The organism is Methylobacterium sp. 190mf (assembly GCF_900107945.1).
Lineage (GTDB): Bacteria > Pseudomonadota > Alphaproteobacteria > Rhizobiales > Beijerinckiaceae > Methylobacterium.
Genome location: NZ_FNVI01000006.1, coordinates 93,584 through 119,169, shown reverse-complemented (window position 1 = coordinate 119,169; position 25,586 = coordinate 93,584). Strand labels below are relative to the sequence as shown.

Below are 25,586 nucleotides of genomic sequence, written 5' to 3'. Positions count from 1 at the left end.
GTCGGTTAACCCTGTCGGGCCGAGATGATAGGCGTTCTGCAGGATCGGCGGGGGCGGCGGGTTTGAGCGCGTTGGCGGTGGCGGAGTGGGCGGAAGACGCCGCACCGGACGCGTCCGCGCGATCCGAGGATGCGCCCGACGGCCTGTCCGGAGTCCTGTCCGGACGCCTGTCCGACGGTCTCGCGACCCGCCTGTTCGCCGCCGCCCTGGCGGGCCCGCAGCGCACCCTCCTGCGTGATTCGGGGGACCGGGTCGCGTGGTGCGGGCGCCCGTCCATCACCTGGACCTACGCGGCCGCCGCCGAGATCGTCGGGCGGCTCGCCCGCGGGATCGCCGCGTGGCGGCTCCCGGCCGGCAGCCGGATCGGGCTGTGGTATTCGGGCGGTGCCGAATCGGCCCTCGCCCACCTCGCCGTCGAGGCGGCCGGCCACCTGCCCTGCGCGATGCCCGCCCTCTGGGACGAGGCGGAGCTCTCCGCCGGGATCGAGGCCGCGGGCCTCGTGGCCGTGCTGACGGAGGGCCGCCGCGGCGCGCGCCGGCCCGCCGAGGACCTCACCCGCGCGGCCATGCGCCATTTCGCCCTGCGCTACCTCGCGGCCTTCGGCCCGAGCGTGCCGGACGGCGTGATCAGCCTCGACGCGATGGCCCTGGAGCGGGGCGTGGTCGAGCCGGCGCCGGGCCGCGGCCTCGTCACCTTCGCGGGCGGCGATCCCGGCCGGCCGGTCTACCGCACCGCCGCGGCGCTGGCGGCGGCGGTCGCCGCCCATCTCGACGCGCTGCCCCTGACCGCGGACGAGCGGGTCCTGACGCTCCTGCCCGGCCACGACCTGCGCGGCCTCGTGACCGGCCTGGGCACCGCCCTGGCGGCCGGCGCCGGCCTAGAGACCGTTCTGCCCTTCGACGAGACCGGGTTCCGCGCCGCCCTGCTGCGGCCGGTTCCGACCCGGCTGGTGGTCCCGGCGCGGGTCGAATCGGCCCTCGCCGCCCTGCCGCTGCCCTGGACCGTCCGGGTCCTCGACGTGGTCCACCGCGCGCCCGCCCGGCTGACCCCGCGGGGCGCCGGGCCCGCGGGCCCGCAGCGCCTCGATTCGCTGGTCCTGGGTGAGGCGCTCGTGCTGACCCGCCCCGGCCCGGACGACCTCGCCGCGACCCTGGCCGAGCCCGGGCAGGCCTTCCTGCCCCGCGACCTCCTGGACCTCGCCGCCGGCGCCGACGGCGACCTCGCCTGCCGGGGGGCGGCCTGCGCGGCCTCCCCGCTCACCCGCGGCGCGATCCCGGCGACGGACCCCCTGGCGTGGCGAAGCACGGGCTTCCGCCCGCTCCGCGCGGACGGGCGCGCGGACGGGGGCGCGAACGGGGCGGTCGCGGCGATCGCCGCCACCGTCGCGACCGTCCCCTCCGCCTGAACGGCGGACGATCGCCGGTTCATCCGGCACTCAGGCGGCGCGGATAATCTCGCATCTGCACACGAACCGACGGATCCGATCCGCCTCTTCGCGGGTTCTGCATCGGATTGTCGTGACGGCTATCTTTCCAAGCCGTCCGGGATGGAGTACCGCTCAAGCTTATGGGTGCGCTGCAACAAGTGCTCGTGGTCGACGACGGCGTCCGCGCCGTGGACCGGTCCCTCTCGGGCGAGCTGGCCAGCCTCGGATACGCGAGCGTGACCGCCTCGATGGAGGCGGCCGACGACGTCCTGACCGTGATCGCCCGTCCGGCGGCCGTGCTGCTCCAGGCGCCCACCCGCCGGAATCCCGCCTACGCCCGCCGCGCGGCCCGCCTCCGCGGCCAGCTGCGCGAGCGCGGCATCCCGGTGATCCTCATCGGTGATTCGGGCGAGGCCCGAGGCGGCGGCCCGGTCGATCTCGCGACCCGGCTCGGCGCCTACGTCGCCGCCCAGCCGGATCTCTGAGGCCCCCTCCGGCGCGCGCCGAGGTCGCGGCGTCCGGGCGCTCGCGCCGGGACTGAGGCCGCCTCCGGGAAGCGCCGTCCGACCGCTCCCTGTCACTGCCGGTGCCGCACGAGGCGCGGGTCCCCTCTCCCGCGCGGGAAAGGGGGCGCCGCTGGCGCGAGACGATCGGGAACGGTCCTAGCGCGCCGCGCGCATCAGCTCCGGCGCGCCGATCCGGGGCAGCACGCCCTCCCGCATCACCAGGCGCCGCAGCGGTCCGAGCTGCGTCATCGCCAGCAGGCCGAGACCGCGCAGCGCGTCGACCGGCAGCAGGTCGGTGAGCAGGCTGCGATTGAGGAGATCGACCGCGGCGGTGCGCGCGGCCGTGTCGACGCGGCGCGCCCGCGCGTAGCCGTCGAGCACGGCGCGGGAGCCGGGATCGCGTCGGTCGCGGACGGCGGCCAGCACCGCGTCGCGCAGGGTCGCGGCGTCGCGCAGGCCGAGATTGAGCCCCTGCGCGCCGATCGGCGGGAAGACGTGGGCCGCCTCCCCGATCAGCGCCAGCCGCGGGGCCACGGGGGTCGCCACCGCGAGGCCGCGCATCGGCACGAGGCCGCGGGGGCCGTCGACCCGCATGGCGCCGAGCATCGCCCGGGCCTGCCGCTCCACCGCCTGCCCCAGCGCCGCGTCGTCGAGGGCGGCGAGCCGCCGGGCCGCCCCCTCCCCGGTCACCCAGACGAGGCTGGACCGGTGGCCGCCGGGCAGCGGCACCAGGGTGAAGGGCCCCGACCGGGTGTGGAACTCGGTGGAGACGTCGCGGTGCGGGCGCGCGTGGGCCAGGATCGTGGTGATGGCGCTCTGCGGGTAGGTCCAGTCGCGCACGCGGACGCCGCTGGCGGCCCGCAGCGGCGAGCGGGCCCCGTCGGCCCCCACCACGAGCCGGGCCTCGACGGCACGCCCGTCCGCCAGCGCGACGCGGGCCGCCGCCTCGCCGGGCACGGCGCCGGCGGCGTCCGCCTCGACCAGGGTGAGGTTGTCCTGCGCCCGGGCGCGGGCGCGCAGGCTCTCGACCAAGCGGGCGCTCTCGACGTTCCACCCGAAGGCGTCGAGGCCGATCTCGGCGGCGCGGAACCGCGCCGGCGGCGGCCGGAACAGGCTGCCGGTGTCGTCGACGATCTGCAGCGTGCAGAGCGGGCTCGCGTGCGGCGCCACCGCCTCCCAGGCGCCGATCGCGTCCAGGAAGCGCACCGACCCGTCGAGGAGCGCGACGGTCCGTCCGTCCGCCACCGGGGCGTGGCGCCCGACCAGCGCCGTGGGGATCCCTTCGCGGGCGACCGCCAGGGCGGCGGCGAGCCCCGCGGCCCCGGCCCCGACCACGGCGACCTCGAAGACGGTGTTGGTGTCCTCCGGCATGGTGTCCTGCACGATCGACGCGTCCCACTCGGGACAGTGTGGCGTCGGGCTTCCCAAGGTTCCGGTTGATGCGCGGCCCCGTCATCGCGAGCGGAGCGACCCGGGGCAGCGGGACGTCAGGAAGCGTGGTGCCACCCTGGGTCGCTTCGCTCCGCTCGCGATGACGGCGGTGTCGAAGTCATCAACCGGGGACGCTGTTCGCGAGCCCGGCACGTCTCGTATCTGCGCTTTTCAGCGGATCTGCCAAGACCGGCGACGCGGGGCCACGGCGCCGCAGCCCGTCAACCCAGGAACGCCGCAAGCTCCGAGACAACCGCGTCCGGCCGCTCCTCCTGGAGGGTGTGACCGCAATCCAGCGCCCGGCCCGAGACGTCGGTCGCCTTCTCGCGCCACGTCTCCAGCACGTCGTAGGTCCGGCCGACTACGCCCTTCGCGCCCCAGAGCGCCAGCAGCGGCGCGGTGATCCGGACCTCGGCATCGGCCGCGTCGTGCTCCAGGTCGATCCCGGCGGCCGCCCGGTAATCCTCGCAGATCGCGTGGCGGCACGCCGGGTCGGAATAACAGCGCAGGTACTCGGCGAAGAGCTCCGGCGGGGTCGAGCCGGGGGTCTTCGACTGGCCCTCGACGTGGTGGCGCAGGAAGTATTCCGGATCGGCCCCGATCAGCATCTCCGGGAGGGGATAGGGCTGGATGAAGAAGAACCACCAGAAATAGCGCGTGGCGAAATCCTTGTCGGTGCGCGCGTACATGGTCGCGGTCGGCGCGATGTCGAACACGGCGATCCGCTCCACGGCCTGCGCATGATCCAGGGCAAGGCGGTGGGCGACGCGCCCGCCCCGATCGTGGCCGACCACCGCGAACCTTTCGTGGCCGAGCGCCCGCATCACCGCCACCGCGTCGGCCGCCATGGCGCGCTTGGAATAGGCGACGTGGCGCTCGCCGCCCGGGGGCTTGGCCGAATCGCCGTAGCCGCGCAGGTCCATCGCCACCACGGCGTGCCGCTCGGCGAGGCGCGGCGCGACGTGGAGCCAGGTCGACAGGGTCTGCGGGTGGCCGTGCAGGAGCAGCACCGGCGGCCCGGACCCGGCCGAGCGGGCGTTGATCGTCACGCCGGGCGCGGTCTCGATCCGGTGCCGGTCGAAACCCGGCAGGAAGTCGCGGGCCATGGATTCGGTCTCCGGGGTCGGTCTCCATCCTGCCGCACTGGCGCGCCGGGATGCACCGGATGATAAGGCGCCTCCGGCACCATGTCCGCCGAACCGCCATGACAGATGCACGCGCGACTCAGGACCCGGCCTTGAACGATTCCGACGCGGCCGAGGCGCCGGCGGCGGAGGCCGCCCCCGCGCCTGCCGTCGCCCCACCTCTGCGGCCCAGCATCCTCGACCCGCTCTTCGCGCCGGCCCGCGCCCTGCCGGGGATCGGGCCGAAGATGGCGCCGCTCATCGAGAAGCTGCTCGGCACCCCCGAGCGCGAGGCCCGGGTCGTTGACCTGCTGTTCCACCTGCCCCAGGGCGGCGTGGCGCGGAAGCTGATGGGCTCGATCAGCGAGGCCCCCACCGGCGAGCCGGTGACGATCGGCGTCACCGTGGTGGCGCACCGCCCGGCCCAGGCCGGGCCCGGCCGGCGCCCGCACCGGGTGCTGGTGGAGGATGCCTCCGGCGACATCTCCCTGGTCTTCTTCGGCATGCCCCGAGCCCGGGTGGAGAAGATGCTGCCGCTCGGGTCGCACCGCTACATCACCGGCCGGATCGACCTCTGGGACGGCACCCGCCAGATGGTCCACCCGTCGCGGATCGTGGACGAGGCGGGCCTCGCGGAACTCCCCGCCGTCGAGCCGGTCTACGGCGCCACCGAGGGGCTGACCTCCCGGGCGATCAACAAGCTCGCGGTCGCGGCCCTCGACCGGCTGCCGGTCCTGCCGGAATGGCAGGACGCGGCCTGGCTGGAGCGGAACCGCCTGCCCGCCTTCGCGGACGCGCTCCGCCTCGAGCATCGCCCCGAGGAGGCGCCCCCGAAGGCCGAGGACCCGCTCCAGCCGCCGCCCGCGACGCCGTCCCGGAAGCGGCTCGCCTACGACGAGCTCCTCGCCTCGCAGCTGGCGCTCGCCCTCCTGCGCGCCCGCCAGCGGCGCAAGGCCGGCCGGGTCAATGCCGGCGACGGCGCCCTGAGCGGGCGCCTCGAGGCCGCCCTCCCCTTCGCGCTGACCGGCGCGCAAGGCCGGGCGGTGGCGGAGATCCGCGCCGACCTCGCGGCGCCCCGGCGGATGCTGCGCCTGCTCCAGGGCGATGTCGGCTCGGGCAAGACCGCGGTGGCCCTGCTCGCCATGGCCTCGGCGGTCGAGGCCGGGCGTCAGGCCGCCCTGATGGCGCCCACCGAGATCCTGGCGCGGCAGCATTTCGAGCGGCTGAGGCCGCTGGCCGGCCCCCTGCGCCTGCGCCTGATGACCGGCCGCGACCGGGCCGCGGAGCGGAAAAGCACGCTGGCCGACCTCGCCGCGGGCGAGATCGACATCCTCGTCGGCACCCACGCCCTGTTCCAGGAGGCGGTGACGTTCCGCGACCTCGGCCTCGCGGTGGTGGACGAGCAGCACCGGTTCGGCGTCCACCAGCGCCTCGCGCTCGGCGCCAAGGGCGAGGCGGTGGACTTCCTGGTCATGACCGCGACGCCGATCCCCCGCACCCTGGCGCTGACCTTCTTCGGCGACATGGACGTCTCGATCCTCGACGAGAAGCCCGCCGGCCGCCAGCCGATCCGGACGATCACCTTGCCGACCGAGCGGATCGACGAGGTCGTGGCCGGCCTCGCCCGGGCGATCGCCGGGGGCGAGCGGGTCTACTGGATCTGCCCCCTTGTGGAGGAATCGGAGTTCGTCGACCTCGCCGCCGCGGCCGAGCGCTTCGACGATCTGCGGAAGCACTTCGGCGACGCGGTCGGGCTGATCCACGGCAAGATGCCCGGCCCCGAGAAGGACGCCGCCATGGCGCGGTTCGCCGCCGGGGAGACCAAGCTCCTGGTCTCGACCACGGTGGTGGAGGTCGGAGTCGACGTGCCCGAGGCCACCATCATGGTGATCGAGCACGCGGAGCGCTTCGGGCTGGCGCAGCTGCACCAGCTCCGCGGCCGGGTCGGGCGCGGCTCGAAGGCCTCCTCGTGCCTGCTGCTCTACCGGGGGCCCCTCGGGCAGGTGTCCCGGGCCCGGCTGGAGATGATGCGCGCGAGCGAGGACGGCTTCCGCATCGCCGAGGCCGACCTGAAGCTGCGCGGCGAGGGCGAGGTGCTCGGCACCCGCCAATCCGGTATGGCGGCGTTCCGGCTGGCGCGGCTGGAGAGCGACGCCGCCCTGCTGGAGGCCGCCCGCGACGACGCGCGGATGATCGTGGAGCGCGATCCCGGCCTCAAGAGTCCGCGGGGACAGGCGCTGCGGGTGCTGCTCTACCTGTTCGAGCGGGAGGCCGCGATCCGGCTGATCGGGGCCGGATGAACGGTTTCCTGAACGGATTCGTTCAGGAAAGTCCGGCCTTCCTGAACGGCCGGATCCGGAATCGCCGCCGCGCGACCGGATCGGTACTCCGATGCGCCGATGTCACAGGCTCTCTGGAAAAGTGTTTCGTTTCAGAGGTTTGACGGGATCGCGCGGAAGCTTGGCGGCGCCGTACGGGCGGTCCGGGAGGCTCCGGACAGGCCTCGTGACCTTGCATCAGCCATATTCTTCCCTTAACTGGAGATGAACGAATGGCCCGGTAAGCCGGGACATCACGGACGAATCTGGAGGACGGACATGTCGAACGGACTGTTCCAAGGCCTGCCGGGCTCCCACGAGATGGCCGGTGCCCACGCCCTGCCGACCGAGCCCTGGCTCCTGCCGATCTCGGATAGCGCCGCCGAGGCGGCGGGCAAGACCGCGGACGAGCTGCAGGCCGCCGTGCGTCGGGCGTCCCGGCCCTTCTGGCTGGCCGCCAACGGGCTCTGCATCGCGCTGGGCCTCGCCCTCACCCTGCAATGCGCCTCCGGCTGGGGCCCGACGGCGCCCCGCAGCGCCGTGACGGTCGCGCAGGCGACGCCGCCGACCATCGCGCCGCAGACCGCCTCGCTGCAGCGCTGAGCCGATAGCAGTCTGATCATTTCAGGGCCGTCCCGCGCGCGCGGGGCGGCCTTTCTCGTGGACGATGGCCGCCAATCCCACGGTCTCCCTCAAGCCGAGGAGCGGTGAGCTCGGCGCGCAGGAGGCCTGGATCGCGCGCCGGCGCCTCGGGAAGGCCCCTTGAGCGGACCGGAGGTCGTCCCCGCTTCGACGCTGCCGTCATCGCGAGCGCAGCGCAGCGACCCAGGGCAGCGGGACGTCCTGCACCGTGGCGCGACACGGGGTGGCTCCGGCCGCCGAGACGGCGACGAAGCCGGCGACCGGGCGCCGCATCACGCGTCCTGCGGCTCCCGGCGGGGCAGCGGTCCGCCGGCCTGCTGGGCCGTCCGCAAGGTGGCCGCCATGGCGTTGAGGCGGCCCTGCGGGTCCTCCGGCTGGATCACCCCGGCCGACATCACCAGCTTGGCGGCGTCGTCGACGCTGATGGCGAGCTCCACCACCTCCGCGCGCGGCAGGTAGAAGAAGAAGCCCGTGGTCGGGTTGGGCGCGCAGGGCAGGAAGACGCCGACGAGGTCGTCCGCCGGCGCCCCCCGGGCCCGCAGCGCCCCCTCGACCTCGTGGGCCGCCGGGGCGGACAGGAACACCACCGACCACGTGCCCTTCACGGGGAACTCCACGAGCCCCACCGTGCGGAACGAGGTGCCGTTGGCCGAGAACAGCGTCTCGAAGATCTGCCGCAGGCCCTTGTAGAGGCCGGAGATCACGGGGGTCCGCGCCAGCAGGACCTCGCCGAACTCGATCACCGAGCGTCCGACGAGGTTCGCCGTGAGGAAGCCCAGCAGGGTCACCGCCAGGAACGCGATCACGAGGCCGAGGCCCGGGATCGAGAACGGCAGGTAGTGGTCCGGCAGGTAGCTCGCCGGGACCAGCGGCTTCACGAACGAATCGATCAGCGCGATGAACCACCACGTGATGTAGGCCGTGATGGCGAGCGGGCCGGCGACGATGATGCCGGTGAGGAAATAGGTGCGCAGCCGGCCGCGCGCGCTGACCCGCGTCTTCGGGGTGCCGCCGCCCGCCGCGGCGTCGGGCTCGGGAACCTGGATCGGCGGGGGAATCGGCGCCACGGGTGCCCTCTCGGCCGCACCACGCGCGGCGATGACGCTGCGGGGCCGTCCCCCGCTGGCAGAGAGGTAGCGGTTGCGCTTGTCCGCCTCAAGGGCGGCCCCGCCTCCCTCAGGCGTCCGCACCCGGCGGTCGGGCGGCGGGGACCGGCATCGCGTCCCGGGGAATCACGGCGCCGCGATGCCCGATCACCGCCCCGGCCAGGCGGTGCGCCTCGGCGGCGGCGGCTTCCGGTGCCAGCCCGGCGATGCGCGCCGCGAGGTAGCCCGCCGCGAAACTGTCGCCCGCCGCCGTCGTGTCGACGACCCGCGCGGCCCGCCCGGCCGGCACGGCGGTGTCGGCCCGGCCGTGCAGCACCCGGGCGACGGGGCCGGATCCGTCCGAGGTCTTGAGCACGATCTCGGCCCGGCCGCGGTGGCGCAGCACCTCGTCCTCGCCCGCCGCGCCGAACAGCCAGTCCAGATCCTCGGCCGAGGCGAAGATCACGTCGGCCAGGTCCAGGGCCGCGCGGAAGGCCGCCCAGGCCTCGTCCCGGTCGGGCCAGCCGCGGGGACGGTAATTGGTGTCGAAGGCGACCTGCCCGCCCCGCTCCCGCAGGCGCGACAGCGTCTCGAACAGGGCGGCGCGCCCGGTCTCGCCGTAGAGCGAGAGGCTGATGCCGGACAGGTAGACGAGGTCGTAGCGCTCCAGCTCCGCCTCCGTCTCGGCGGCGCCCGGCTCGGTGAAGAGGTCCCGGGCCGCGGCCCGGTCGCGCCAGTAGTGGAAGCTGCGCTCGCCGTCGGCATCCGTGCGGATGATGTAGAGGCCCGGCATCCGGCCCTGCAGGCGCCGGACCCGGTCGAGGCCGATGCCCTCGCGGCCCCAGGCCGCCGCCATCTCGTCGCTCCAGATGTCGTCGCCCAGCGCGGTCACGTAGTCCACCGCGACGCCGAGGCGCGCGAGGTAGAGCGCGGTGTTCAGCGTGTCGCCGCCGAAGCCCCGGACCAGATTCCCGTCCGGGCGTTCGGACAGTTCGACCATGCACTCGCCGATGCAGGCGACCCTCATGCGGTTCCTCCCGGTGCGCGACCCCGTGTCCCCGCATTGTACGGCCCGGCCTGTCAATCGCCACCGGTCCCGGTCCCGACCTCGCCGCGACGGCCGCGCTCGCGTGGCCCCGTCGCGCGCCCGTCTGAGGAGCCTCGACGATCCAAGGATCAGCGCGCCAGTCGCTCGATTTCGTGGGATTTGCATATCGATAATTTGGCAAACGTATTGTAATATACGCACCATGACCGATTATGAATCATATACAATTAGTATAATTCACAATAAAATCTGTAATATGCGTGCATGACTCGTCATAGAACCTCGACGTCGCGCTTTTCTGAAGTTCGATTCAATGCCGGAGCGGAAAATCACCATTCTTAAACACCGAAGGTCAGAGAAGTTCCTTCGCGACAGGGGTCATTGTCGAGCGAGATCCGGTCGCGTTGCTGTCGTGACGGTGTGTGCCGAACGCACTGAGGGGCGGGATGCGGTCGAGGATCCCGGAAACCTCCGTTCACAGCGCGGCAGGAACGAATCCGTTCGATCGGGAACAAACCGCCTCGGGCTGGAATGTCGATGCAAGATGTTTGTCGATCGCGGGCGCCATCTCGATGGAGATACGTGCCGGATCTGAAGAAATTCCGGATGAATGGTGAAGTGTTGTGCCGAAAAAATTCTCGTGGCCGAACGGCGGGAACGGTGATACGGTTCGAACGGTGCTGAGATGTTCCATACTGCTTTAAGCGCTCTGACTTTCTCGTCGGGAGAGTTCCTGACTCTCACGGAAAGTCGGGGCGTGAGTGGGGCCTGGAGCTGGATCTTCGCGGGCGAGGAGCAGGTCTGGTCGCCCGGGTTCTACCGGCTGCTCGGGCTCGTTCCGAACGCCGCGAAGGCGCGCTACGACCTGTTGCTGAGCCTGATCCATCCCGAGGACCGGCCTCTCATGCCGACGCTGGCGGACATCCGGCAGGGGCACGTGCCCCGCGAGGTCATCGTCCGGGTGATCCGGACGAACGGCACGGTGCGCACGCTCTCGCTGACGATGGAGGTGCGCGTCTCGGCGGAGGGGCGGCCCGTCGCCCTCAGCGGCACGGCGCTCGACGTGAGCGACCGCGAACAGCTGGCGCGCCTGCGGCAGGAAGAGCGCCGCCGGCAGAGCGCGCTCTACCTCACGGAGCACATCACGACCTTCTCGATGGGGCTCGACCGCGTCCGGGACATCCCGTTCGCCGTCGCCCAGGTCCACGGGCTCCCGCTAGAGGAGATCTGCGCCGAGCCGTATATCCTGATCGTTCCCGAGGAGCGCGCGGGCTTCCGGGCAGCGGCCCTGGAGCAGATCGAGCGGCGGGCGTTCTTCCAGGGGGGCGCCCACGAGCGCCTCGCCAACGGCGAGCTCTGGCACTTCCGGATCCTCACGATGCCCGTCTGGGATCCGGACGGGACCTATCTGGGGCGCTGCGGGCTCAAATACCCCGTCCGCAACCACGCCCCGCCCCCCGGCGGCCTGCACGAGGGGCTGGAGCATTCCGTGAGCGGCCACCACCTGCGGGCCGCGCGGGCGCTCCTCGACTGGTCGATGATGGAGCTCGCTCAGGCGAGCGGCCTGTCGCATTCCACCGTGCGGCGTCTGGAAGAGGACAGCGAGCATCGGGGAAGCCGGTCCCGCCTGCACGCGGTCGAGGCGCTGCGCCGGGCGGGCGTCCGGTTCGTCCCCATCGATGACGGGACCCTGGCGGTCGCCCGGGTCTGAGCGGCCCGCGCGGCCGACGGGCGCTCGCGGGATCTGCCCTGCCCCGCCCCACCGGGTCATCGGGGTCGGTCTCCGCGCTGGCCCCCCGGGGGCCCCCCGACCCCAGCGCGGAGACCGGGACGGGCGGATCGGGCGATCCGCCGTCAGGCATCCCCGCGCCCGTGTCCCGCGGCGGCCCGGACGGGGCCGCCGATCCAGGGCGGTGCGGGCCTGGCCGCCTCAGGCCGCCTTGTGTCCGAGCTGGATCGCCTTGGCGATCTCCGAGCGCTTGGCGGCGTAGCCCGGGGCCACCATCGGGTAGTCGGCCGGCAGGCCGTACTTCGCCCGGTAACGCTCCGGCGTGAGGCCGTGCGCCGTGAGGTGACGCTTCAGGGTCTTGTAGGACCGGCCGTCGATGAAGCTGATCAGGCCGTCCTGCTGGATCGAAGCCTCGATCTGCGCCGCCGTCGGGCCGGTCCAGCCGGGACCGGATCCCGAGCCGCCGCCCTGCAGCACCGATATGGCCGTGTGCACCTGGTCGATCAGAACCGGCAGGTCGCCCACGCCCACCGCATTCCGAGACACGTAGGCCGCGACCAGTGATGCCGTGCACTTGATCAGGTCTGTGTTCAGGTCCGAGGTCTTTTCGTTCAGATCGATGGTGTTCATGAATCCCCCAGTACCAAAATTCGAGGCATGAAAACCGGCGCATCGATAAAGCTGAGGCTAGGATCAGATTTTACCGCCCAAGCATGCGCCGAATTGCTTCGAGTGTGCCAAGATTGGCGCGTAACTATACAAAAACTGTCTATTTTGTCTATACTTTATCTTAGGATGTTCTTTGAACACTTTCTGTTCTTGCGAGGCAACATGAGGTTGCCAGGCCTGCGGCGTCTCGCAAACAGTGCGCAGTTTCGGCCTCCGGTCCGTGAGGCTGTCCGCGATGACTGCGAACGGCCGCGCGATGACGGGCTGCAGGGGCGCGAATCAGCGGCGGAGACAGGGACGGATCGCGGATGCCGCCCGGTTACGGGTCAATCGGACCGCGGCCCGCGTCCCTGCTGACCATCGGTCGGGCGGCGCGCGACGGGATCCCGGGGGCCGTGGCGCTTCTCCACGGCCTCTCCGCGGGCGCTGGCGCCGCGACCGGGCCGCGATTAACAAAGTTCTCAGGCAAGGCGTGGATCGTGCGCCGGGCGCGTCGCGAAACGCTCGCACGTCGGGAGCCTCGTTCCGGCCGTGACGGCACGGCGGCATCCGTGCGAGAGGCCCGTCGACGCGCGCTATCGAGGGCGACCCCTATGTCCGGACCCTGTGCGACCACTATCCCGCGCGCGCTCTCCGCGCTCGAAGCGCCCGGACCGGGCGCCGCGGACGCGGTCGGCGGCCGGATGCCGCCCCTCTGGATGCTGCTCGTCGGCCGGGCCGCGGTCCGCCGTCACTGGCACCTCATCGCCGCCACCGGCCTGCTGTGGTCGTCGCTCGGCCTCCTGGTGGTGATCGATTCCCTCGACGGTGCGCTCCACGTCCCGGACCGGTGGTTCGGCCTGATCCTCCTGGCCGAGGGCGTGAGTTCCCTCCTCGTCGGCGCGTCCGCGATCGGCGCCGCGCGCCGCCTGCGCCTCGCCAAGGGCGCGCTGCTGTCGGTCATGGCCGTGCTGATCATGATGGCCACGAAGCACAGCACCTTCCTGCTCGCCATGATCTTCGGCGTCGCCTTCGTGGTCGACGGCCTCGTCCGGATCACGATCGCCGGCCTGCTGAAATTCGCTGGCTGGCGGATGTCGGTCGCCCTCGGCGGCCTCAGCATCGCCTTCGGCCTGTTCCATCTCCAGCCCTGGCCGACCTGGTACGCCGGCACGGTCGGCTACTGCATCGGCATGTTCCTGATCCTGAACGGCGCCAACCTCGCGCTGGTCGGGCTGCGCACCCGGCGCCTGGGCACCGCCGAGCCGGCGGTGTCGGTCGGCGGCGACGAGCCCGGCAGCCTGACGGTCTATGTCTGGACGCCCACCGGGCAGGCGACCACCCCCGCCGGCCAGCGGCTGATCCGGCGCTACGTCGCCTCCGTCGACAAGGCCGGGCGCTTCTCCACCGGCCACGCGGCCCTGCAGCAGGGCGACGACCTCTACGTCAGCCACTACCCCGCGGTGGAGATCGACCGCTCCCCCGCCAACCTGCGCTCGAGCCTGCGCGCGGGCCCGGAGAACGACGTGCCCGGGCGCTTCCTGCCCTCGCACGCCGCGGAGGTGGCGGACTGGTGCCCCGCGACGGTGGCGGTGACGCTGAACGGCATCGACGCCGCCCGGCTGCGGGCGTTCTGGGCGCAGTACAGCCGCGACACCACCTACAACTTCATCAGCCGCAACTGCTCCACCACGGTGGCGCGGGCGCTGGACATCGCCGTGGAGGGCGCGTTCAGCCGCGGCGGGCATCCCTGGCGGCGGCTCGCGGCGGCGCTGACCACGCCGGAGTTCTGGGCGGCGGCCTTCCTGCGCAACGGGGCGCGGTCCATGACCTGGACCCCGGGCCTCGTGCTCGATTACACGCGGGCGCTGAGCGCCCTCGTGGATCCGGCCTCGCCGGTGCCGTCGATCGCCTGGAAGCGGGTCGGCTGGCGGCTCCTGCGCAACTGGCGGGCGCGGGACCTCGCGCCCCTGAGCCCGATCGCCCGGCAGCCCTCCGTGCCGGGAGCCGGCCCGACAGAAGCCTGATCCCGGCCTGATCCCGGCCCGATCGGGACTCGGGACCGCGGTCGCCCGCTCAGGGGTCCTTGCGGGCGGCGGGGCGACCGGCAGCGAGGTCGCCCGCGATGGCCTGCATCACCGCCAGCGTGTCGACCTCGTCCTGCTCGGCGCCGTGGTCGCTGAGCTTCACGATCACCGTGCCGGTCGCGCGGTTCACGTAGATGTACTGGCCGTAGACGCCGATCGCCGAGATGTCGTCGTCCTCGCCGCCCGGGGCGTGCCACCACTGGGCCGAGTACTGCCAGCCGTCGACGTCGCGCCGGGCCGGCGTCATGATCCGCTCGATCCAGCGGCCCGGGATGATGCGGTGATCGCCCGACCGGCCCTGGTCGGCCACCAGAAGGCCGAGGCGGGCGAAGTCGCGGGCCGTCGCGTTGATGCAGCAGAACGCCTTCTCGATGCCGCCGGGCCGGTCGAGGTTCCAGGTGGCGTCGGCCTGGGCGCCCATCGGCTTCCAGATCCGCTCCGAGAGGATGTCGGCCAGCGGCTTGCCCTCGACCCGGGCGAGGATCAGGCCGAGCAGCTCGGTGTCGATGCTGCGGTAGCGGCCCTTGGTGCCGGGCTTGAACGCCAGGTGGGCGTTGTCGCGCACGAACGCCGTGAGATCGCGCGTCAGGTACATGCCGGCGGTGCCGGTCAGGGGATGCCGGGGGTCGTAGTTCTCCGGCACGGCGATGCCGCTCGCCATGTCGAGGAGGTTGCGCACGGTGATCTGGCCGAAGACCGCGCCGTTCCGCAGCTCGGGCAGGAGGGTGGAGACCCGGTCGGTCTCGGCGAGCTGACCCCGCGCCACCGCGGCGCCGACCAGCAGCGAGACGATGGACTTCGCCACCGACCACGAGGGGAACAGTGTCTCCGGTCCTGTGCCCGCGCGCTGCCACTCGTGGATCAGGATGCCGTCCTGCAGCACCAGGAACGCGTTGGTGTGGGTCGCCTCCAGCACCGTCATCAGCGGGACCGTCTTCCCCTTCCAGGGGACGCGGTCGAGGATCGGGCGCGGCCGCGCCGGCAGGTCGCTCGCCCGGGCCGGGGCCTGGACGATCCGGCTCGGGAACCACGTGCCCACCGACGACGGCTCGATGACCGCGAGCGCCGTCAGGGTGACGGGATCGGGGACGTTGATCAGCGCGGCCGCGGTCCAGGCGCAGCCCGCGATCGCGGCGCCGCCCGCCGCGGCGATCGCGCCCCAGCGGCGGCCCCGGCGCGCGCGGGCCGGAGAATCCGGGATCGCCAAGGACGCGGTCATGCTGGATCTGTGTCGCTCTGGATCGTCGCTGTCGCGCGGCCGGCCCCGGGGCGGGACGGCGCGCGGTCACCATGATCAGCAGGCCTTAACGAAAGCCCCAATCGGCCCCGGCGCCGGGCCGGTCCGTCGCCCGCGAAGCGGCGAGCCGCCGGTTCGGAAATGTTCACGGATCTGTGGCCTTGTGTCCGGCGGCCGCCGACGTCCGCGGCCGTTTCGACGCGGATCCGGGCCGGCCCAGCGCCGCCCCGTCCGCGCGGGCGTCCGATTCGAACCTGTTTCTACACGCCTCGACCGCCCGACTCACCCAGCCCGCGCAGCCCGAAAGTCCGCCGTGCCATGAATCCGTACCTGATCCTCGGGCTCGCCATCGGCGCGGAGGTGACCGCCACCCTGGCGCTGAAGGCCGCCGACGGCCTCACCCGCCCGGGGCCGACGGTGATCGTGGCGCTCGGTTACGGCACCGCCCTGTGGCTGATGTCGACCAGCATGGACATGCTGCCGATCGGCGTGGTCTACGCGATCTGGTCGGGGATCGGCATGATCGGCGCGGCGCTCGGCGGCGCGTGGCTGTACGGCGAGGCGCTCAACCCGACGATGCTGGTGGGCATCGGGGTGATCGCCCTGGGCGTGACCGTCCTGGCCGCGGGTCAGGGCCAGCACTGAGGCTCCCGGTCCGGTCCCGAAACGGGACAGCCTCGCCACATCCTCGCCGCGAACATGCCGTCAAGCTTGGCCTTCGTCCGGTCGGAGCGGAACACCGCCCGGCTGGTCAGGCTGGAGGAGCACGGAGCGCGGATGCATGCGGGGTAGCGAGAGGACGAAGGTCGGTCCTGCACTGATCGTTCTGGCGGCGGCCGGCGGCCTGGGGGCCTGCAACACCGCGTCGCCGGTGCTCACGACGGGATCGATCCCCGACCGCAAGCCGCCGATGGTCGTCAGCGACGCCGAGCGCGATTGTCTGGGCCGCGCCATGTACTTCGAGTCGAACAGGAGCGACAGCGACGGGCTGGTCGCCGTCGGCACGGTCGTGATGAACCGGCTCGAGAACGCGATCTTCCCAGGCGGCATCTGCGCGGTGGTCGGGCAGCCGGGCCAGTTCGCGCCGGGCGTCCTCACCAAGCCGATGCAGGAGAAGGACCTGCAGAAGGTCGCCGACGCCGCCGACGCCGTCCTGGCCGGCGAGCGGCACCCGAAGGTCGGGAAGGCGATGTTCTTCCACACCGCGGGCCACCGCTTCCCCTACACGAACATGCACTACGTGGCCGTCGCCGGCGGCAACGCCTTCTACGAGAAGCGCGACAGGCGCACGGCCAAGCTGGAGAAGCTGGAGAAGCCGGCTCAGCAGGACAGGCCGGCCACGCCCGCCCTGCCCGCGACGGCCCTGACCTTCGCGGCCGTACCCGCGCCGCCCGCCGCGGGCCCCTGATCAAGGCGGCCCGATCCGACAGCCGCGTCCCGGATCTGCGCGCGGTGAGCTCCGGTCAGCCGGCCGCCGCGTCCTCCGCGCGGCTCGCCCGCAGGGTTCGGGCCTCCTGCCGGGCGGCGGCCAGCACCCGCTCCCGGCGCACCGGCTCCCGCAGCGATTCCCACAGACGGAGCAGCTCCAGCGTCGGCAGCGCGTCGCAATCCGGCGACGCGTCCCCGGATGTGCGCCCGGTCGCCGGCGCGCATTCGGCGAAGAAGATCTCGACCGGGCTCCCCAGGGCCTCGGCCAGTCTCCCCAGGAGCGCGTCGGCCTGGACGGTCGGGATCATGGGAAATCCTGTTTCTGCGCGGGCGGTCGAACCGGATCCTTACCTTTAAGTTGTATGCTCGGCATTCAACCAGGTTACTGCACCGCCATGTCCGACGACGACGGTTTTGACCGCATGGTGGAGGCGACGATCCTGGCCCATCAACTCGTGGCCGCGCACGGCACGGCGACGATGCAGCTCCTGTCCCGATTGCTGCTCATGGAGATCGGTACGGAGATCGCGGCGCGGCGCGATCCCGATCCGGCCGCCAACGACAATCCGGACGCCCTGGAGGATTAGAGCGCGCTCCGCCGGCATTCCGGTCGGATCGGGTCCCGGCGGAAGAACCGGCCTGGCCCGTAATCCTTGGCGCGATGCAATGGAGCGGGCGGCAAATCTGTTGATCGGCCCATCGATCCGAGCAGGCGGCATTTACAAGGATGGATAACGGTCTAGCTTCTGGGTAGAAACTACCCACGAATCACGGATCCCTCGCCGATGATCGCCGAACGGGTAGCGCTCGCTGGTGCGCTCCTCCTGCTGAGCATCACGCCCGCGGTCCCCCAGCTGCGCCGTCCGATGACGTGTACGGTGGAGGCGTCGACCAGTCTCGATGTCGCCGCACCCGAAGGCGCCAAACCGCAATCCCAGAAGGCCCGGACATTCTCGCTGGTCTCCAGCGGCGGCCTGCTGACCGTGATCTCGGCCGGGCGCTCCGACTATTACGAGTGCCAGACGGCCTCGCCGCGGCTGAACGAGCGCACGCCGCGCAACGCGATCAAGTGTCAGAACGGCGTCTACTTCCTTCTGATCGACCTCAACAAGATGAATTTCGTCGAGGCGCAGCTCAATCCCGAGGAGCGCAACGACGTCAAGGTCAGCTACGGGAATTGTCGGACCCTGTAGGGGCGTCGCCGGGCAACCTAGTCCATGTGGATCAGGACGTACGCGGCGGCGGCAACGGCCGTGAGGGTGAGGACCACCAGCAGCGCCGTTTTCCCGGGCGGTCCTTCCGGCGGGTCTGGGGCGTCGGTCATGCGGCTCCTCCGGGCCGGTGACGGGGCCTCTGCCGAAAGGGCCCGGTCCTTCGGTTGGTTCCCTGACCGGGCCCGGTCCGCATTCTTCCGCCCCGGCCGGGACGATCACCGGCAGAAATGGGCCGCGGCCGGCGTCCACTGGCCGAAGCCCGTGGCGACCATGTTGGCCACGACCCGGCAGATGTAGATCTTCTGCGCCGCGTTGTTGTGCGGGCCGGCATGATAGCGCGCCACGGCCATCGTCCAGCTGCCCTCCCGCCGCTTCAGATCCCGGAGAAATTGCGTCGCGTAGTCCACGTTCGCGCGCGGGTCGATCATGGCCTCGACCGAGGCGAACTTTTCGCCGTGATAGTGGTGGTTGATCTGCATGCAGCCGAGATCGATCAGGCGCGCGCCCCGGCGGCGCGCCGCGGCGAAGTGGGCCAGCACGTCCTGGGGCCCGGTCGCGAAATAGGCCGCCCCTTCGATGTTCATGGCGTAGGGCTGGAGCGAGCCGCGCTTACCCGTCTCCGTGAGGCCGACCGCGTAGAGCACGCCGAGGGGCACGCCGTAACGGGCCGCGGCACGGCCCATCTCGGCCTCGCACACGGTCCCGGCGACCGGGGCGGCGCTACAGATAAACGCCGCCGTCGCGAGGACGTACCGTCTCATCTGTCCGCTCCCCGTCGCGCCTGAGACCTACTTCCGCTAGCTCCGTCCCCGGTCGGGGACGGCTCCGGGGCGCCGCTCCGGCGGACGCGTCCCGCCGGGCCGACCGGGGCGGTGCCGTCGGCGGCCCGAGTTCGGGGCGCCGCGATGTCTGAGGACAGGGAGAGCAAGACCGAGGCGGCGAGCGAGAAGAAGATCAGCGACGCGATCGCGGAAGGAAACACGCCGTTCTCGCGGGAAGCGCCCGTCTTCGCCTCCATCCTGGGACTGCTGATCTTCCTGGTCTTCGTGGCGCGGGATCAGGGGCTGCCGCTGGTGCAGAGGCTCGCGCTGATCTTGGAGCAGCCGCGCAACTTCAGCGTGGAGACGAGCCACGACGCGATGCGCCTCGTCCACGCCCTCGCCCTGGAGATGGGCCGCTTCCTGCTGCCGGTCCTGGTCATCCTGCTCGTGGCCGGCATCGCCGCCTCGATCTTCCAGAACGCGCCGCGCGTGGTGTTCGATCGGATCCAGCCGAAATGGTCCCGCATCTCCCCCGTCGCCGGCTGGAATCGGCTCTTCAGTCTGCAGGGGTTCGTCGAGTTCGGGAAAAATCTGTTCAAGTTCTTCGCGATCGGCGGCATGTCCTACATGGTCCTGCACGCGGATCGCCACGAGATCGTCAATGTCATGTTCGTGGATCCAGTCGGGTTGCCCGAATTCCTGCTGACCCTCTCGGTGCGCCTCGTCTCGGCCGTGAGCGTCGCGACGATCGCGCTGGTCGCCGGCGACCTGGTCTGGACCCGCGTGCGCTGGCAGCGCGACCTGCGGATGTCGCGGCAGGAGGTGAAGGACGAGTTCAAGCAGCTCGAGGGCGACCCGCTCGTGAAGGCGAAGATGCGCTCGCTGGCGCAGGACCGGCTGCGCAAGCAGATGATGGCGGCGGTGCCCCGCGCCACCATGATCCTGGCGAACCCGACGCACTACGCGATCGCGCTGCGCTACGACCAGAGCGAGAACGACGCCCCGACGGTTCTGGCCAAGGGCGCGGACCTGATCGCCCTCCGCATCCGCGAGATCGCCGAGAAGCACCGGATCGAGGTCGTCGTCGACAAGGCGCTCACCCGGGCGATGTACGACCATGTCGAGGTCAACCAGGCGATCCCGGCGGAATTCTACCGGGCGGTGGCGAACCTGCTGGTCTACGTGATGACGCGCAAGCGCCGCTGACCGGCGCGGCGTGGCCGAGGCGTGGCAGCGGCGTGGCAGCGGCGTTGACCGGTCGGCCCGTCCCGACCGGCAGAGGCCGCGGACCCTGGCAGATCCGCGGCGCGGCGTTTCGGGCCGCACAGGCCGTCGGCCGGCCCGGGGCGATCTCGGGGCGCTGCGCGTCCGGGATCCGGGAGCGGCCTCAGGCCGCCCGAACGCGGGCGTCCAGGCGCTTCGCCTCCCGGCGGAACCGGTGCAGCACGAACTCGGTGTAGCCGTTCGGCTGGCCGGCGCCCTCGAAGACCAGGGCCTCGGCGGCGCGGAAGGCCGGCCCGTCGAAGCCGGGGGCCATCGGCCGGTAGGCCCGGTCGCTGGCGTTCTGGCGATCGACGACCTCGGCCATGCGCCGCAGGGCCGCGGCGACCTCGTCGCGATCCACGATCCCGTGGCGCAGCCAGTTGGCGATGTGCTGGCTGGAGATCCGCAGGGTGGCGCGGTCCTCCATCAGCCCGACCTCGTGGATGTCCGGCACCTTGGAGCAGCCGACGCCCTGGTCGACCCAGCGGACCACGTAGCCCAGGATCCCCTGGCAATTGTTGTCGAGCTCCTCCCGCACCGCCTCCGGCGCGAACGCGCCCTCGGCGAGGGGCAGGGTCAGCATGGCGGCGCGGGTCGCGGGCGCCCGGCCGGCGAGCGCCGCCTGGCGGGCGCGGACATCCACCTGATGGTAGTGGAGCGCGTGGAGCGTCGCGGCGGTCGGCGACGGCACCCAGGCGGTGTTGGCGCCCGCCTCCGGGTGGGCGCCCTTGGCGTCGAGCATCGCCGCCATCCGGTCGGGGGCGGCCCACATGCCCTTGCCGATCTGCGCGTGGCCGGGCAGGCCGCAGGCGAGGCCGGCATCGACGTTGCCGTCCTCGTAGGCCTGGATCCAGGCGGTCGCCTTCATGGCGTCCTTGCGGACCACGGGGCCAGCCTCCAGCGAGGTGTGGATCTCGTCGCCGGTCCGGTCGAGGAAGCCGGTGTTGATGAAGAACAGCCGGTCCGACGCCGCGGCGATCGCCGCCTTGAGGTTCAGCGTCGTGCGCCGCTCCTCGTCCATGACGCCGATCTTGAGCGTCCGCGGCGCGAGGCCGACCAGCGCCTCGACCCGCCCGAACAGCGCCACCGCGAAGGCGACCTCGTCGGGACCGTGCAGCTTGGGCTTGACCATGTAGACCGAGCCGGTCCGGCTGTTGCGGAGCGGACCGGTGCCCTTCAGGTCGTGCAGGGCGATCAGCGCGGTGACGGCCGCGTCGAGGATCGTCTCCGGGATCTCGGCGCCGTCGAGGGTCACGGCGTCGGTGTACATGTGGTGGCCGACATGCCGGACCAGCATCAGCGACCGTCCCGGCAGGGTCAGGCGCCCGCCATCGGGGGCCGTGAAGGTCCGGTCCTCGGCGAGCCGCCGCTCGACCGTGCGGCCGCCCTTGGACAGGGTGGCGGTCAGATCACCGCGCATCAGGCCGAGCCAGCTCCGGTAGACCGCGACCTTGTCGGCCGAGTCCACGGCCGCCACCGAATCCTCCATGTCCATGATGGTCGAGAGGGCGGCCTCCAGCACCACGTCGGCGATGCCGGCCGGGTCGGTGCGGCCGATCGGGCTCGCGCGGTCGATGACGACCTCGATGTGCAGGCCGTTGTGGCGCAGCAGGAGCGCGGTCGGCGCCGCGGCGTCGCCGGTGTAGCCCGCGAAGGCGGACGATCCGGTCAGGCCGGCGCTGCGACCGGCGCCGAGATCGGCGGCCAGGCGGCCGTCCGTCACCGAGAAGCCCACGGCATCCGCCCAGGAGCCGACGCTCAGCGGCGCGGTCGCGTCGAGGAACGCCTTGGTCCTGGCCACCACCGCGGCGCCGCGGGCCGGGTTGAACCCGGCGCCGGGCGCGAGCTCGCCGTCCTGCGGGATCGCGTCGGTGCCGTAGAGGGCGTCGTAGAGGCTGCCCCAGCGGGCATTGGCGGCGTTCAGCGCGTAGCGGGCGTTGGAGATCGGCACCACGAGCTGCGGCCCGGCGATGGCGGCGATCTCCGCGTCCACGTTCTCGGTGGTCACCCGCACGGTCTCGGGCTCCGGCTGCAGGTAGCCGATCCGCGTCAGGTAGTCCGCGTAAGCCGCCGGATCGTGCGGCGCTCCGCGATGGTCGCGGTGCCAGGAGTCGATGTCGGCCTGGAGGCCGTCGCGCCGGTCGAGCAGCGCCCGGTTGTGCGGTGCGAGATCGCGGACGATCGCGGCGAAGCCCGACCAGAACTGGTCGGCCGAGAGACCGGTCCCGGGCAGCGCTTCCTCGGAGACGAAGGTGCGGAGATCCTCGGCGACGACGAGCTTCGACATGGCGATCCTCGGGGATGCGTGGCGACGCGCGTCAGAAAAAATCGAACGCGCCGTGAAAATTTTTTGATGTCTCCTCGATAGATCGCTTGGCATCCGCGAGAAAGGCGGCAAAAGGGATTTGATTTTTTCCGCAGCGTTGACAATGCACGACCAGAGCGACTTGGAGATCTTCGCCCGGGTGGTCCGCACCGGCAGCCTCACCCAGGCCGGCTCGGAGCTCGGCCTGTCGGTCGCGGTGGTGTCGAAGCGGCTGAAGAGGCTGGAGGAACGGCTCGCCGTGCGCCTGCTGCATCGCACCACGCGGCGGGTGGCGCCCACGGATGTCGGGGCGGCCTTCTTCGAGCGGATCGCGCCGATCGTCGACGCCATCGCGGAGGCCGAGAGCCTCGTGTCGCAGACGGCGACGCGGGCGCGGGGGACGCTCCGGGTCACGGCGCCGAGCTCCTTCGGGCGCCTGCACATCGTCCCGCACCTGCGGGCCTTCTTCGCCCTCCATCCCGGCATCGTGCTCAACTTGGAGTTGAGCGACGATTTCGAGTCGATCGTCGAGCGCGGCTACGACCTCGCGATCCGGGTCGGCGCGCTGGAGAGTTCCGGGCTGACGGCGGTGCGCCTCGCGCCGGTGCAGCGGGTCCTCTGCGCGCGGCCGAGCTACCTCGACGCGGCCGGGCGGCCGCGGAGCCTCGACGACCTGCGCGGCCATGTCTGCCTCGCCACCGAGAACCAGAATCCCTGGCGGCTGGTCGGGCCGGAGGGCCCCTGCACGGTCGGCGCGTCGGGGCCGCTGCGCACCCATTCCAACGAGGTGGTGCGCGAGGCCGTGATCGGCGGCCTCGGGATCGCGCTGCGCTCCACCTGGGACGTGCACGCGGAGCTGCGCGACGGCCTGCTGGAGGTGGTGCTGCCGGCCTACGCGGCGGCGGCCTCGGCCGGCATCTTCGCGGTCTACCCGAGCCGGGCCTTCGTGCCGGCCAAGACCCGGGCCTTCATCGCGTTCCTCAAGCAGACCTACCGGTCGAGCGGGGCCTGGGCAGACGGGTGAGGCCCGTGCTGCGGCGTCTCGCTCCTGCTGAGCGGGAGACGCCCGCTCGACGTCTCACGCCGTCGCCGATCGCGGTACCGCCGTCGTTGCGGGTGGAGCGAAGCAGTCCGGTCGGCGTGACGAGGTCGGACGTCGCGCTGCCCTGGGTCGCTTCGCCGCGCTCGCGATGACGGAGAGCGGCGCATCGACCGAACGGCTCAGCCGGCGGCCGTGCCGCCCTCAGCCGTTCGCGAAGAAATCCGGATCCGTCCGCGCCAGCATCCGCTTGAACGCCGCCCACTCGTTGTCGGGCGCCCCCTGGACCACGACGCGGTCGTAGCCGGCGGCGTACTGCCCGGCGGTCTTGGTGGCGACGGCGGAGGAGGGCCGGATCACCGGCGCGCCCGCCGCCTGGATCGCCAGCTGCGCCCGGCACGAGCGCTCCAGGTTGTGCATCAGCCGGAACGCCTCGCCGACCGTGCGGCCGCAGGTCAGCAGGCCGTGGTTGCGCAGCACCATCACGGGCTTGTCGCCGAGATCGGCCACCAGCCGCTCCCGCTCGTCGAGGTCGAGGGCGATGCCCTCGTAGGCGTGGTAGGCGACGCGCCCCGTGAACTGCATCGACCACTGGTTCAGGGGCAGGAGCCCCTCCTCCTGGCAGGAGACCGCCACGCCCGCGACCGTGTGGGTGTGCAGCACGCAGATCGCGTCGTGGCGCGCGGCGTGGATGGCGCTGTGGATCGTGAACCCGGCCGGGTTGATGCCGAGCCCCATCGGATCCTCGAGCACCTTCCCGTCGATGTCGACGGTGACGAGGTTCTCCGGCGACACCTCCTCGAAGCGCATCCCGTAGGGGTTGATCAGGAACCGGTGCCCGGCGCCCGGCAGCCGCGCCGAGATGTGGGTGTAGATGCTGTCGTCGAGGCCCAGCCGATGGATCAGCCGGTAGGCGGCCGCGAGGTCGACGCGCATCGCGCGGATCGCGGCGCGATCGGCGAGGTCCGTATCCCGGTCCGCGACGGTCGACGGTGTGGCTGCGCTCATGCGACGGCTCCCTGCCGGTCGGCCCTGTCGGCCCTCCGGGATCGCCGCCCGGCGCAGGCGGTCCCGCGATCCCCGGGCGCCCGAGGCGGGGGCTCGGGGCGAGGTCCGGGAATCGCCGGCAGGGTGCACCAGGGCGGGCGGCCCGGCAATCCGGTGGGATGCGGCGGGACCTCCGGGGGAGCGACGGCCGCGTTCCACCGGATTGCCGGGCCGCGCGGGCGGTCGCCCGAGCCGTCTTCCAGTCCCTTACTTGGACGGGCGATCGCCGGGCGGAAAGAGCGCGAGCGCCTCCTCCGCCAGGACGCCGCCCGTGATCGCGATCGGGCGGAACGCCGACCGGTCCGCGACCTCCGTGCAGGTGATCATGATCTGGTCGATCTTCGTGGCGAGCTGCTGCAGCGAGGCGGCGAAGACGACGCGCGAGATCCCGCACCAGACGATCGCGCCCATGCACATCGCGCAGGGTTCGCCGGACGTGTAGAGGGTCGTCCCCCGCAGCGCCTCCGGCCCGTGCTCCGCGAGGAAGCGGCGGATCGCCACCATCTCGCCGTGCGCCGTGGGATCGCGCTGCTGCTTCCCGAGATTCAGGCCCCGGGCGCGGATCTCGCCCTCCGCGACGATGACGGCGCCGAACGGGAAGTCGGCGCGGCGCGCCTCGGCGATGGCCGCCCGCATGAAGGTCTCGTCCGCGGCCGTGGCCGGCGCGGCGGTGGTCGCCGACGCGGGGCGCGCGCCCGTCGACAGCGCCACGCCGAGCGCCGCGGCCCCGAGGAACGCGCGCCGGCCCGCATCGGGCGCGACGGGCAGTGCGTGGCCGTGCGGCCCGGTGCCGCGGAGCTTGCTCGTCATGATCGGTTCCGCTGAGCTGTCTCGAGGGGCCGTCCCGGCGGCCGCGACCGCGGCCCGGGGCCGTCCTAGAAGCGCTGCCTAGAAGCGCTGATCGGTGCGGCCGGGGTTGGGGCCGCGGCCGTGATAGGACGCCATGCACAGGTGCCAGATCTGCGAACCGAGGTCGTAGAGGCTGAGGTTGTTCGGGTTGGGGTAGCTGAAGATCTGGGCCCGCGCCTGCTCGCGGCAGGCGGCGTCCTGCGGGCTCTGGATGGGTGGCTCCGGCACGGATTGCGCCGCCGCCCCCGTGGTCAGGGCAATCGCGGTCGCGAAGGCAATCAGCGGGAGGCGCATCGTCACAGGTCTCCGAATACGGCGCCGCGGCGGCCGCTGTCCGGCCGGCCGCGGATCTGGGAAGCGGTATGTGGGGCCGGCGGCGCTCCGGGCGAGACCGTCCG

Annotated in this window: 25 protein-coding genes; 12 read left to right on the top strand and 13 right to left on the bottom strand. The window is 72.2% G+C overall.

What is annotated here, in order from left to right; genetic code table 11:
• Positions 1–62 precede the first annotated feature (62 nt).
• Positions 63–1,406, top strand: coding sequence for an AMP-binding protein (locus C4T42_RS09065; protein ID WP_244603192.1), 1,344 nt, complete (start codon positions 63–65; stop codon positions 1,404–1,406).
• 161 nt (positions 1,407–1,567) lie between these two features.
• Positions 1,568–1,912, top strand: a complete 345-nt coding sequence (locus tag C4T42_RS09060; protein WP_020093275.1) for a hypothetical protein — start codon at positions 1,568–1,570, stop codon at positions 1,910–1,912.
• A gap of 177 nt (positions 1,913–2,089) precedes the next feature.
• Here C4T42_RS09060 and C4T42_RS09055 read toward each other — a convergent pair whose 3' ends face one another.
• Complete coding sequence (locus C4T42_RS09055; RefSeq protein ID WP_042672770.1) at positions 2,090–3,304, bottom strand: UbiH/UbiF family hydroxylase; 1,215 nt, start codon at positions 3,302–3,304, stop codon at positions 2,090–2,092.
• A gap of 281 nt (positions 3,305–3,585) precedes the next feature.
• Positions 3,586–4,470 (bottom strand): alpha/beta hydrolase, encoded by an 885-nt coding sequence (locus C4T42_RS09050; RefSeq protein WP_042672765.1) that lies wholly within the window; start codon positions 4,468–4,470, stop codon positions 3,586–3,588.
• A gap of 98 nt (positions 4,471–4,568) precedes the next feature.
• On the opposite strand from C4T42_RS09050, the gene recG reads away from it, so the two are divergent.
• Positions 4,569–6,788 (top strand): ATP-dependent DNA helicase RecG, encoded by a 2,220-nt coding sequence (gene recG, locus C4T42_RS09045; protein WP_244603191.1) that lies wholly within the window; start codon positions 4,569–4,571, stop codon positions 6,786–6,788.
• Positions 6,789–7,085: 297 nt separating this feature from the next.
• On the top strand, positions 7,086–7,409 hold the full coding sequence (locus tag C4T42_RS09040) for a hypothetical protein (RefSeq protein WP_042672773.1): 324 nt from the start codon (positions 7,086–7,088) through the stop codon (positions 7,407–7,409).
• 311 nt (positions 7,410–7,720) lie between these two features.
• Here C4T42_RS09040 and C4T42_RS09035 read toward each other — a convergent pair whose 3' ends face one another.
• The 3 genes from C4T42_RS09035 to C4T42_RS31465 all read right to left on the bottom strand — a co-directional run bounded on the left by C4T42_RS09035 (position 7,721) and on the right by C4T42_RS31465 (position 10,275).
• Complete coding sequence (locus C4T42_RS09035) at positions 7,721–8,515, bottom strand: DUF502 domain-containing protein (RefSeq protein WP_042672775.1); 795 nt, start codon at positions 8,513–8,515, stop codon at positions 7,721–7,723.
• 109 nt (positions 8,516–8,624) lie between these two features.
• Positions 8,625–9,560, bottom strand: a complete 936-nt coding sequence (locus C4T42_RS09030) for a sugar kinase (protein ID WP_042672778.1) — start codon at positions 9,558–9,560, stop codon at positions 8,625–8,627.
• 496 nt (positions 9,561–10,056) lie between these two features.
• The gene (locus C4T42_RS31465) at positions 10,057–10,275 is read right to left on the bottom strand and encodes a hypothetical protein (protein ID WP_128083362.1); all 219 of its coding nucleotides are present in this window, start codon (positions 10,273–10,275) and stop codon (positions 10,057–10,059) included.
• 63 nt (positions 10,276–10,338) lie between these two features.
• Here C4T42_RS31465 and C4T42_RS09025 point away from each other — a divergent pair, with 63 nt between their 5' ends.
• Positions 10,339–11,292: a PAS domain-containing protein gene (locus C4T42_RS09025; protein WP_244603190.1), complete on the top strand. Its 954-nt coding sequence runs from the start codon at positions 10,339–10,341 to the stop codon at positions 11,290–11,292.
• Between the two features lie 219 nt (positions 11,293–11,511).
• Here C4T42_RS09025 and C4T42_RS09020 read toward each other — a convergent pair whose 3' ends face one another.
• Entirely contained in the window at positions 11,512–11,940 is a 429-nt protein-coding gene (locus C4T42_RS09020) for a MucR family transcriptional regulator (RefSeq protein ID WP_020093268.1), read from the bottom strand.
• A 632-nt stretch (positions 11,941–12,572) separates the two neighbouring features.
• Here C4T42_RS09020 and C4T42_RS09015 point away from each other — a divergent pair.
• Entirely contained in the window at positions 12,573–13,985 is a 1,413-nt protein-coding gene (locus C4T42_RS09015) for a DUF4105 domain-containing protein (RefSeq protein ID WP_056523253.1), read from the top strand.
• Positions 13,986–14,034: 49 nt separating this feature from the next.
• Here C4T42_RS09015 and C4T42_RS09010 read toward each other — a convergent pair whose 3' ends face one another.
• Positions 14,035–15,264, bottom strand: a complete 1,230-nt coding sequence (locus C4T42_RS09010; RefSeq protein ID WP_103985009.1) for a serine hydrolase — start codon at positions 15,262–15,264, stop codon at positions 14,035–14,037.
• A gap of 336 nt (positions 15,265–15,600) precedes the next feature.
• On the opposite strand from C4T42_RS09010, the gene C4T42_RS09005 reads away from it, so the two are divergent.
• Both C4T42_RS09005 and C4T42_RS09000 read left to right on the top strand, forming a co-directional pair.
• Positions 15,601–15,927 carry a multidrug efflux SMR transporter gene (locus tag C4T42_RS09005; protein ID WP_020093265.1) on the top strand — a complete coding sequence of 109 codons (327 nt, stop codon included), beginning with the start codon at positions 15,601–15,603 and terminating at the stop codon, positions 15,925–15,927.
• A 136-nt stretch (positions 15,928–16,063) separates the two neighbouring features.
• On the top strand, positions 16,064–16,690 hold the full coding sequence (locus C4T42_RS09000) for a cell wall hydrolase (RefSeq protein WP_103985008.1): 627 nt from the start codon (positions 16,064–16,066) through the stop codon (positions 16,688–16,690).
• Between the two features lie 55 nt (positions 16,691–16,745).
• Here the strand turns inward: C4T42_RS09000 and C4T42_RS08995 are convergent, their stop codons facing one another.
• On the bottom strand, positions 16,746–17,018 hold the full coding sequence (locus C4T42_RS08995) for a hypothetical protein (protein ID WP_020093263.1): 273 nt from the start codon (positions 17,016–17,018) through the stop codon (positions 16,746–16,748).
• An 87-nt stretch (positions 17,019–17,105) separates the two neighbouring features.
• Between C4T42_RS08995 and C4T42_RS08990 the strand changes: the two genes are divergently transcribed.
• Both C4T42_RS08990 and C4T42_RS08985 read left to right on the top strand, forming a co-directional pair.
• The gene (locus tag C4T42_RS08990) at positions 17,106–17,297 is read left to right on the top strand and encodes a hypothetical protein (protein WP_091677546.1); all 192 of its coding nucleotides are present in this window, start codon (positions 17,106–17,108) and stop codon (positions 17,295–17,297) included.
• A gap of 198 nt (positions 17,298–17,495) precedes the next feature.
• The gene (locus C4T42_RS08985; protein ID WP_042670689.1) at positions 17,496–17,903 is read left to right on the top strand and encodes a hypothetical protein; all 408 of its coding nucleotides are present in this window, start codon (positions 17,496–17,498) and stop codon (positions 17,901–17,903) included.
• 236 nt (positions 17,904–18,139) lie between these two features.
• Here C4T42_RS08985 and C4T42_RS08980 read toward each other — a convergent pair whose 3' ends face one another.
• Positions 18,140–18,685: a transglycosylase SLT domain-containing protein gene (locus C4T42_RS08980; protein WP_042670687.1), complete on the bottom strand. Its 546-nt coding sequence runs from the start codon at positions 18,683–18,685 to the stop codon at positions 18,140–18,142.
• Between the two features lie 144 nt (positions 18,686–18,829).
• Between C4T42_RS08980 and flhB the strand changes: the two genes are divergently transcribed.
• Complete coding sequence (gene flhB / locus C4T42_RS08975) at positions 18,830–19,891, top strand: flagellar biosynthesis protein FlhB (RefSeq protein WP_091978276.1); 1,062 nt, start codon at positions 18,830–18,832, stop codon at positions 19,889–19,891.
• A 181-nt stretch (positions 19,892–20,072) separates the two neighbouring features.
• Here the strand turns inward: flhB and C4T42_RS08970 are convergent, their stop codons facing one another.
• Complete coding sequence (locus C4T42_RS08970; protein WP_103985007.1) at positions 20,073–22,235, bottom strand: malate synthase G; 2,163 nt, start codon at positions 22,233–22,235, stop codon at positions 20,073–20,075.
• A gap of 142 nt (positions 22,236–22,377) precedes the next feature.
• Between C4T42_RS08970 and C4T42_RS08965 the strand changes: the two genes are divergently transcribed.
• Positions 22,378–23,277, top strand: a complete 900-nt coding sequence (locus C4T42_RS08965) for a LysR family transcriptional regulator (RefSeq protein WP_042670683.1) — start codon at positions 22,378–22,380, stop codon at positions 23,275–23,277.
• 219 nt (positions 23,278–23,496) lie between these two features.
• Here C4T42_RS08965 and C4T42_RS08960 read toward each other — a convergent pair whose 3' ends face one another.
• The 3 genes from C4T42_RS08960 to C4T42_RS08950 all read right to left on the bottom strand — a co-directional run bounded on the left by C4T42_RS08960 (position 23,497) and on the right by C4T42_RS08950 (position 25,482).
• Positions 23,497–24,300 (bottom strand): class II aldolase/adducin family protein, encoded by an 804-nt coding sequence (locus C4T42_RS08960; protein WP_103985006.1) that lies wholly within the window; start codon positions 24,298–24,300, stop codon positions 23,497–23,499.
• A gap of 246 nt (positions 24,301–24,546) precedes the next feature.
• Positions 24,547–25,149 (bottom strand): nucleoside deaminase, encoded by a 603-nt coding sequence (locus C4T42_RS08955; RefSeq protein ID WP_103985005.1) that lies wholly within the window; start codon positions 25,147–25,149, stop codon positions 24,547–24,549.
• A 78-nt stretch (positions 25,150–25,227) separates the two neighbouring features.
• Positions 25,228–25,482: a hypothetical protein gene (locus tag C4T42_RS08950; RefSeq protein WP_042670699.1), complete on the bottom strand. Its 255-nt coding sequence runs from the start codon at positions 25,480–25,482 to the stop codon at positions 25,228–25,230.
• Positions 25,483–25,586: the final 104 nt, after the last annotated feature.